The following is an 8,871-nucleotide window of genomic DNA, read 5'->3' as shown; positions in this document are numbered from 1 at the left end:
AGCTAAAAGATAAACCCGAAAGAAGTCAAAAGGTGATTTTATTCAAGTTTTGTGTATTTACAATCAGTCTGTCTAAGCCTAAACATTTGACTTAGAAACCATGATTAAAGACAACTATACTCTAATTCAACAGTTGTAATTATATGATACAATTGATAAAAAGTTATTGGGGGTGCTGTTATTGATTCAGTTCGATCAAGTGTCTTTTCAATATAAATCAAATTCACCCTATGTGCTTAATGGCATTAATTTAAGTGTTGGCAAAGGTGAATGGGTATCAATTCTCGGACAGAACGGTTCAGGTAAGTCGACAGCAGCAAAGTTACTTAACGGCTTATTACGTCCAATAGAAGGCCGAGTTATAATCGGCAATATTGAAATAACTGATGAAACAGTTTACCAAGTTCGTAGACATGTAGGAATGGTCTTTCAAAATCCAGAAAACCAGTTTGTCGGTACTACTGTTTTAGATGACGTAGCATTTGGTTTAGAAAATATTGGTGTCCCTCGTGAAGAAATGATCAACAGAATTGATGAAAGTTTAAAACAAGTCGGTATGCTTGAGTATAAAAACCATGAACCAACTCGACTCTCCGGTGGGCAAAAGCAGCGAGTTGCGATTGCTAGCGTGTTAGCGATGAGACCAAAGATTATCGTATTTGATGAAGCTACATCTATGTTAGACCCAGTAGGGAAAAAAGAGATAATCGAAACGATGCAATACTTACATAAACAATATAACTTAACGATCATTACGATTACACACGATTTAAATGAAGCGGCTTACTCTGATCGCATCATTACGCTACATAATGGAAGAGTATGGTTTCAAGGCACACCACGTAACCTCTTTCAATACGGTGAAAAGTTGGAAGAAATCGGCTTAGAACCAACGTTTGTCACGAAAGTGTATCAGTCGTTAAAACGGGAGTCTTTTCATATTAAAGAAGAGCCAATACATTTTAAGGAACTGGTGGACGAACTATGGACATTATATTTGAAAACGTAAATTATACATATCAACCGAACACACCTTTTAGCCACCAAGCATTGAAAGACATTTCCTTAGAAATAAAATCAGGTTCATTCATTGCGGTCGTTGGTCACACTGGCTCAGGTAAGTCGACTTTGTTGCAACATTTGAACGCGTTATTACAGCCAACAAGTGGTCGTTTAGTTTTGGGTAATGTTGAATTACCTGGAGCACATCATGAACAAATAAAAAGTATTAGACAAAGAGTGGGTCTTTTATTTCAACACCCAGAGCATCAATTGTTTGAAGAAACAGTGAAAAAAGAGCTACTCTTTGGCCCTAAAAACTTTAGTTTCGATTTAAACCAAGTTGAAACAGAATTAAATGAATCGTTACAAGAAGTAGGGCTAGAAGAGTCAGTTCTTAATCGGTCTCCCTTTGAATTAAGTGGTGGCCAAATGAAACGAGTTGCGCTAGCTAGTATGTTATTGGCCAAGCCTCAAGTCCTAGTCTTAGATGAACCAACAGCTGGGTTAGACCCGCTCGGTCAAACAAAGATGATGCAGCTATTTCAGTCCTTACATGAAAATAAGCAACATACCGTTGTTTTAGTAACACATAATATGGGTGATGCTATGAGATACGCTGAGAAGGTCATCGTTTTAAACCAAGGGACAGTTGAATGTGTCAAAAGCCCAGGTGAATTGATATATGAGCGTGACCGTTTAAAGGCAATAGGGCTTGATGTGCCTGAGCCTGTAGAGTTTGTTGAGTATATGAAGACTCGTCTTGGAGTGTTGTGGGAAGAAGATGAAATAAATGAACAAACGATTAGTCGCACGTTAGTTAAGCATTTAAAGGGTGGTGCGACGTCTTGAATCAATCTTTAATAATTGGTCAATATGTGCCAGGAGAATCCGTCGTCCATAAAATCGACCCAAGGCTAAAATTAATCATCATTTTTATCTTTGTGATTGCGGTTTTTATGGCGAACAACGTTTGGAGTTATGTGTCTTTATACTTTTTTGTCTTTGCGAGTGTGGGATTATCTCGTATACCTGTTTCATATATTTATAAAGGGTTGAAGCCAGTTTGGTGGATTATCATTATTACTTTTATGTTTCACTTCTTTTTTAATAGTGGAGGAAGCGTTTTAGTTAGCTTTTTAGGAATAAACGTGTATGAGCAGGGCGTGTATCAAGGTGCTAGTATAGCTACGCGATTCTTTTTATTAATCGTATTAGCCACGCTATTAACGTTATCAACAACACCTATTGCTGTTACAGATGCGGTAGAGGCGCTATTAAAACCGTTAAAGAAGGTGCGATTTCCTGTTCATGAAATAGCCTTAATGATGTCGATCTCGCTAAGGTTCATACCAACCTTTATGCAAGAAATGGACAAAATCTCAAAAGCGCAAGCAGCTCGGGGATTAGATTATACAAAAGGTAAACTTAAAGACCGTTTTAAAGCGTTGTTACCGCTACTCATCCCATTACTCATCAGCTCATTTAAACGAGCAGAAGACTTAGCTTTAGCAATGGAAGCACGAGGTTATCAAGGGGAAGAAGGCCGGACGAAACTACGCCAATTATCGTTTAGTAAAATTGATTATATTGTCATTATAAGTTTAGTTGCTTTTCTTGTAAGCTTTTATATGATTAGAGTGTAAGGAGTAGAATCATGGAACGAATAAAACTTCATATAGCATATGATGGAACGAATTTTGCAGGGTATCAAGTACAACATAATCAACGCACGGTTCAACTAGTTGTTGAACGAGCCTTATCGAAGATGCACCGACAAGAAATGAAAGTGTATTCATCTGGTCGCACGGATTCAGGTGTTCATGCTAATGACCAAGTCCTTCATTTAAATTCACCGATGACTTTGGACTGTTCGGCATGGCATAATGCGTTACAAACTTTGCTTCCAAGTGATGTGAAAATTATGCATGTTGAAAAAGTAGATGAATCGTTTCATGCTCGAAAAAGTGCAAGAGAGAAAGTCTATCGATACCAAATCATTAATCAACGAGAATTTGATGTGTTTAAAAGGTTGTATGAATGGCATGTTATTAAGCCGCTTAGCATAGAGGAAATGAGATCAGCGGCAAAATTAATAGAAGGCACACATGACTTTACAGCTTTTTCTGCTTCTAAATCAAACGTAAAAGGCGATAAAACGCGGACAATTAAGTCAATTGATATATGGGAAGAGGGAAATGGACGTATTATATTTGAAGTGCGAGGAAACGGTTTTTTAACTCACATGGTGCGTATTATCGTTGGCACGTTAGTTGAGATTGGGTTAGGGAAAAAAGATGAAACATGTATTATACAAGCGTTAGAAACGTTAAATCGCCAAGTGCTCGGTTTAACAGCACCTAGTCACGGGTTATGTTTATGGAAAGTCATTTACTAAAAACCGAACATTAAGTATTAAAACATACATTTTTTTCGGTTTTTAAAGAAAATGCCATTGATTGTTACGTGAACCATGTTATAATGTATATGTAAATACGAAATTTAATAACTACATACCCTCATATAATATTGGGAATATGGCCCAAAAGTCTCTACCCGGTTGCCGTAAACGACTGGACTATGGGGAGTAATCTGGCTACAAGGGTGTAGTATATAGTTTTTGAACGTTTATGCAGATTGCTTTCCTCATATGGGAGAGTAGTCTGCATTTATTTTTCTCAAGGGGAGGATGAACTAGATGAAAGCAGTTGTAGGTGTCATTATGGGAAGTACATCAGATTGGGAAACGATGAAGTATACGTGTGAGGTGTTAGAAGAATTAGAGATTCCGTATGATAAAGAAGTCGTATCTGCTCATCGTACGCCTGAGAAAATGTTTACATATGCAGATCAAGCTTACGAACAAGGGTTAAAAGTCATTATAGCAGGTGCAGGTGGTGCCGCTCACTTACCAGGAATGGTCGCTGCTAAAACGGTATTACCGGTAATTGGTGTACCTGTTCAATCGAAAACTTTAAACGGCTTGGACTCATTGTTATCCATCGTGCAAATGCCAGCAGGTGTACCAGTAGCGACTGTGGCGATCGGTAAAGCTGGAGCGAAAAACGCTGGCTTATTAGCAGCTCAACAGTTAGCAGCATTTGACTCATCAATCTATGAAAAACTTAAAAAGTATCGTGAAACAATGAAAGATCAAGTGGAGAACAGTAATGAGGAGCTTCAGTCATGGAACGTTTAATCAGACCAGGATCAACCATTGGGATTATTGGTGGAGGGCAACTTGGACAAATGATGGCTTTATCAGCAAAGGCAATGGCTTTAAAACCGCCGTTTTAGATCCTACGCCTAACTCACCGACTGCGCAAGTAGCAGATGAACAAATAATTGCTCCGTATTCAAGTTTAGAAGCGGCTAAACAATTAAGAGATGTTGCTGATGTCATTACATACGAGTTTGAGAACGTCGATGTGAAGGTGCTGGAATATTTAGAGCAAGAAGCGTACCTACCACAAGGAAGTCAATTGATTCAAACGACACAAGACCGCGCTTTTGAAAAGGAAGCGATAGAAAAAAGTGGAGCGAGAGTTGCTTCTTATAAATTGGTTGATACTAATAGTGACTTACTTGAAGCTACCAACCAAATTGGGATTCCGGCGATTCTTAAGACGAGACGATTCGGTTATGACGGTAAAGGTCAAGTCGTTATCGAATCTAATGACGACCTAAATGAAGCAAGCCAGTTATTAGAACAAGGTCCTTGCATATTAGAAGATAAAATTAATTTCAAACAAGAGTTATCAGTCATGGTTGTTAGAGGTACGACAGGCGAAGTCATGACTTACCCAGTTTCAGAAAATGTTCATGTTAATCATATTTTGCATCAGTCAATCGTGCCAGCGCGAGTGTCTGAACAAGTAGAAAAACAAGCAAAAGAAGTTGCCGTTGATGTAGCTGAAACGCTTGGTGTCATTGGTGCTTTAGGTGTTGAACTATTTTTAGGTCAAGATGACACGATCTATGTTAATGAAGTAGCTCCAAGGCCACACAATTCAGGACATTATACGATGGATGCTTGTATCACGTCACAATTTGAACAACATGTAAGGGCGATTTGTGGTTGGACGTTAGGTAATGGAAAGCTTATGAATCCTGTCGTCATGACTAATGTATTAGGTCAACATTTAGAAGCGATCAATCAACATGTTATAAAGTTACCACACGCTAAACTTCACTTGTATGGAAAAGCCGAAGCTAAACAAAATCGAAAAATGGGTCATATAAACTTTGTCGGAAACGATGTTAATGATATGTTAAAACAGATCAAACAATTAAACATTTGGAGGGAACAACATGATCGAGCGTTATACACGTGAAGAAATGGGCAATATTTGGACAGAAGAAAACAGGTTTCAAGCATGGCTAGAAGTTGAAATTCTAGCTTGTGAAGCTTGGGCTGAATTAGGTGATATTCCGAAAGAGGATGTTCAAAAGATCCGTGAGAAGGCGTCTTTTGATGTGAATCGCATTCATGAAATTGAACAAGAAACACGCCATGATGTCGTTGCGTTTACGCGAGCAGTGTCAGAAACGTTAGGCGATGAAAAGAAGTGGGTGCATTACGGCTTAACGTCGACAGATGTCGTTGATACAGCCTTATCGTACTTAATTAAACAGTCAAACGATATTATTCGTAAAGACTTAGAACGTTTTTTATCTGTCATTAAAGCAAAAGCTGAAGAACAAAAATATACGATTATGATGGGACGTACGCACGGTGTTCATGCTGAGCCGACAACTTTCGGATTGAAGCTTGCGCTATGGTATGAAGAAATGAAGCGCAACATTGAACGTTTTGATGCGGCAGCTAAAGGGATAGAAGTAGGAAAATTATCAGGTGCTGTTGGGACATATGCCAATATCGACCCGTTCGTTGAGAAATATGTTTGTGAAAATCTTGGCTTAACACCATCACCAATTTCAACACAAACGCTTCAACGAGACCGTCACGCTGATTACATGTCAACGTTAGCGTTAATCGCATCATCTATTGAAAAAATGTCCGTTGAAATCCGCGGTCTACAAAAAAGTGAAACGCGTGAAGTTGAAGAGTTTTTCGCAAAAGGTCAAAAAGGTTCATCTGCTATGCCTCATAAACGTAATCCAATTGGTTCAGAGAATATGACCGGTATGGCACGTGTAATTCGTGGATATATGATGACCGCGTACGAAAATGTCGCATTATGGCATGAACGTGATATTTCACATTCATCGGCTGAACGTGTCATTATTCCAGACGCTACGATTGCGTTAGATTATATGCTTAGTCGTTTTTCAGGTATCGTTGAGAAGTTAACCGTGTTTGAGGACAATATGAAAGCTAATATGGACCGTACATACGGCTTAATCTACTCACAGCGCGTGTTACTTACGTTAATTGATCAAGGTTTCTCACGTGAGCGAGCTTATGATCTCGTGCAGCCGTTAGCGATGCAAGCTTGGGAAGAAGGTGTTTCGTTCCCGAACCTTATTCGCTCAACGGACGAAATTACAAACTCAATTACCGAAGAAGACTTAGAAGCGTGTTTTGATTCAACGTATCATTTAAAAAATGTTGATATGATTTTTGAACGTTTAGGACTTAACTAAACGAATTGAACATAAGGAGGCATCTCTTTGGAAAAGCAAGTATTGTTGTACGAAGGGAAAGCGAAGCAATTATATGAAACGACAGACCCAAACATCCTTTGGGTTCAATATAAAGACGCTTTAACAGCTTTTAACGGAGAGAAAAAAGAACGAGCAAAAGGCAAAGGGCGCTTAAACAACGAAATATCATCCATTTTATTTCACCAACTTTCAACAGCAGGCATTGCAAACCATTTCGTTAAACGCCTATCTGAAACAGAACAGCTCGTTAAAAAGACATCGATCATTCCAATTGAAGTAGTCGTTCGCAATGTTGCAGCAGGCAGTTTAGCAAGAAGGGTCGGCTTAGAAGAAGGGGTGCCTTTAAACAAAACAATCGTTGAGTATTACTACAAAGACGATGATTTAGGTGATCCTTTAATTAATGAAGATCACATTCAACTTTTACACTTAGTATCTATGAATCAATTAAATGAAATGAAAGAAATGGCACTAAGAGTGAATGGTTATTTAACGGACCATTTTAAAGTGTGTGACGTCAAGCTAGTCGATTTTAAACTAGAGTTTGGGTTTGACGAAAAAGGTGAGTTAATTTTATCAGACGAAATATCCCCAGATACGTGTCGACTTTGGGATATTCATACGAATGAAAAGCTAGATAAAGACGTTTTTCGAGAAGGAATCGGGCAAATTGATCAAGCTTATGAAACGATCTTAAAGCGCTTAAAAGGCGCGGTTGTAACTGACTAAAATAAGGGGTGCTGAATGGTGATCAAAGTAAAAGTATACGTAACGTTGAAAGCAGGAGTTCTTGATCCTCAAGGTAAAGCAATTGAACAGGCGCTAGAAGCAATGGATGTTAACAACGTAGAAGGTATGCGTGTTGGTAAGTATATGGAGTTTCACCTTGAACCAGAAGAAACTCATTCAGTTGATGAACAAGTAACGTACATGTGTGAGCAACTTTTATCTAACCCAGTTATTGAAGATTACCGTTATGAAACAGAGGAGGTTGTCACGCCATGAAGTTGCTGTCATAGTGTTTCCAGGTTCTAACTGCGATATGGATCTGTTTCATGCCATTGAATCAGGGCTAGGAGAAGAAGTTGATTACGTCTTTCATACAGAAACTAATCTAGAAAACTATGATGCCGTTTTACTACCAGGTGGTTTTTCGTATGGTGATTACTTACGATCAGGGGCAATCGCAAGTTTTTCTAACGTGATGGAGTCGGTTAAACAATTTGCGGAGTCTGGTAAGCCTGTATTAGGAATCTGCAATGGTTTTCAAGTTTTACTAGAAGCAGGATTGCTACCAGGAGCTATGAAGCGGAATGAGGCGCTCAAGTTTATTTGTCGTCCTGTTGAGTTAACGGTTGAAAACAACAAATCAATCTTTACAACAAACTACTTTCTACATGAAAAAATCAATGTACCGATCGCTCATGCTGAAGGCAATTACGAGTGTGATGAAGAGACATTAAAAGACCTTGAACAGAACAATCAAATTGTTTTTAGATATGTTAACAACCCAAACGGATCAGTAAGTGATATTGCTGGAATTGTTAACGAACGAGGTAACGTGTTGGGGATGATGCCACACCCAGAACGAGCGGTTGATGAGTTACTAGGTAGCGATGATGGATTGAAATTATTTCAGTCAGTGTTAGCGAATTGGAGGGAACACCATGCCATTACTTCTTGAGCCAAATACAGAAGAGGTTAAAGAAAAGAAGCTATATCGTGAGATGGGATTAACAGATGAAGAGTTTAAGCTTGTTGAACGTATTTTAGGGCGTTTACCGAACTACACAGAAACAGGCATTTTTTCAGTTATGTGGAGTGAGCATTGTAGTTATAAAAAGTCTCGTCCACTGTTAAAGAAATTCCCAACTACAGGGCGCTACGTTTTACAAGGTCCTGGTGAAGGGGCTGGTGTTGTTGATATCGGGGATGGGCAAGCGGCTGTTTTTAAAATTGAAAGTCACAATCACCCGTCTGCGATTGAACCATACCAAGGTGCTGCAACGGGTGTTGGTGGAATTATTCGTGATGTTTTTTCGATGGGAGCGCGTCCAGTAGCTTTATTAAACTCACTTCGTTTCGGTGAACTTGATCAGCCTCGCACGAAGTATTTGTTTGAAGAAGTTGTGGCTGGTATTGCTGGCTATGGCAATTGTGTCGGTGTTCCAACAGTTGGTGGTGAAATCCAGTTTGATGATTGTTATAAAGGAAATCCACTCGTTAATGCGATGTGTGTTGGAT

The 8,871-nt window shown here is 39.0% G+C and carries 10 protein-coding genes, 1 pseudogene and 1 riboswitch; all 11 genes and pseudogenes read left to right on the top strand.

Translation table 11 applies throughout. The features are described from left to right. Nucleotides 1-172 precede the first annotated feature (172 nt). On the top strand, nt 173-1,009 hold the full coding sequence (locus A194_RS0112045) for an energy-coupling factor transporter ATPase (protein ID WP_192808115.1): 837 nt from the start codon (nt 173-175) through the stop codon (nt 1,007-1,009). Beyond that, entirely contained in the window at nt 985-1,851 is an 867-nt protein-coding gene (locus A194_RS0112040; RefSeq protein ID WP_017187083.1) for an energy-coupling factor transporter ATPase, read from the top strand. The genes A194_RS0112045 and A194_RS0112040 overlap by 25 nt, the downstream gene beginning before the upstream one ends. Further along, entirely contained in the window at nt 1,848-2,645 is a 798-nt protein-coding gene (locus tag A194_RS0112035; RefSeq protein ID WP_017187082.1) for an energy-coupling factor transporter transmembrane component T family protein, read from the top strand. Before A194_RS0112040 ends, A194_RS0112035 begins: the two co-directional genes overlap by 4 nt. An 11-nt stretch (nt 2,646-2,656) precedes the next feature. Next, complete coding sequence (gene truA / locus A194_RS0112030) at nt 2,657-3,397, top strand: tRNA pseudouridine(38-40) synthase TruA (protein WP_017187081.1); 741 nt, start codon at nt 2,657-2,659, stop codon at nt 3,395-3,397. 101 nt (nt 3,398-3,498) lie between these two features. Next, nucleotides 3,499-3,600: riboswitch (purine riboswitch) on the top strand. A 97-nt stretch (nt 3,601-3,697) separates the two neighbouring features. Further along, on the top strand, nt 3,698-4,198 hold the full coding sequence (gene purE, locus A194_RS0112025) for a 5-(carboxyamino)imidazole ribonucleotide mutase (protein ID WP_017187080.1): 501 nt from the start codon (nt 3,698-3,700) through the stop codon (nt 4,196-4,198). A 74-nt stretch (nt 4,199-4,272) separates the two neighbouring features. Beyond that, nucleotides 4,273-5,333 (top strand): annotated as a pseudogene (gene purK, locus A194_RS18350) (5-(carboxyamino)imidazole ribonucleotide synthase). Then, nucleotides 5,311-6,606: an adenylosuccinate lyase gene (purB, locus tag A194_RS0112015; protein ID WP_017187079.1), complete on the top strand. Its 1,296-nt coding sequence runs from the start codon at nt 5,311-5,313 to the stop codon at nt 6,604-6,606. The pseudogene purK and the gene purB overlap by 23 nt, the downstream one beginning before the upstream one ends. A 27-nt stretch (nt 6,607-6,633) precedes the next feature. Further along, entirely contained in the window at nt 6,634-7,356 is a 723-nt protein-coding gene (gene purC / locus A194_RS0112010; RefSeq protein ID WP_017187078.1) for a phosphoribosylaminoimidazolesuccinocarboxamide synthase, read from the top strand. A 15-nt stretch (nt 7,357-7,371) separates the two neighbouring features. Next, entirely contained in the window at nt 7,372-7,632 is a 261-nt protein-coding gene (gene purS / locus A194_RS0112005) for a phosphoribosylformylglycinamidine synthase subunit PurS (RefSeq protein WP_017187077.1), read from the top strand. Next, the gene (purQ, locus tag A194_RS0112000) at nt 7,619-8,311 is read left to right on the top strand and encodes a phosphoribosylformylglycinamidine synthase subunit PurQ (RefSeq protein WP_017187076.1); all 693 of its coding nucleotides are present in this window, start codon (nt 7,619-7,621) and stop codon (nt 8,309-8,311) included. Before purS ends, purQ begins: the two co-directional genes overlap by 14 nt. Continuing rightward, a partial coding sequence (locus A194_RS18345) for an AIR synthase related protein (protein WP_040402827.1) occupies nt 8,295-8,871 on the top strand: 577 nt, incomplete at its 3' end. The genes purQ and A194_RS18345, both read left to right, overlap by 17 nt.

The sequence above is a fragment of the Alkalibacillus haloalkaliphilus C5 genome (assembly GCF_000269905.1).
In the GTDB taxonomy this organism is placed as follows: domain Bacteria; phylum Bacillota; class Bacilli; order Bacillales; family Alkalibacillaceae; genus Alkalibacillus; species Alkalibacillus haloalkaliphilus_A.
Note: the sequence above shows the minus strand (reverse complement) of the source record. Positions and strands in the feature narration are given on the sequence as shown.

Excerpts from the sequence above, each read along its gene's own strand:
- truA (WP_017187081.1), top strand. The coding sequence starts at position 2,657 with ATGGAACGAATAAAACTTCATATAGCATATGATGGAACGAATTTTGCA.
- A194_RS0112040 (WP_017187083.1), top strand. The coding sequence starts at position 985 with ATGGACATTATATTTGAAAACGTAAATTATACATATCAACCGAACACA.
- purB (WP_017187079.1), top strand. The coding sequence starts at position 5,311 with ATGATCGAGCGTTATACACGTGAAGAAATGGGCAATATTTGGACAGAA.
- purS (WP_017187077.1), top strand. The coding sequence starts at position 7,372 with ATGGTGATCAAAGTAAAAGTATACGTAACGTTGAAAGCAGGAGTTCTT.
- purE (WP_017187080.1), top strand. The coding sequence starts at position 3,698 with ATGAAAGCAGTTGTAGGTGTCATTATGGGAAGTACATCAGATTGGGAA.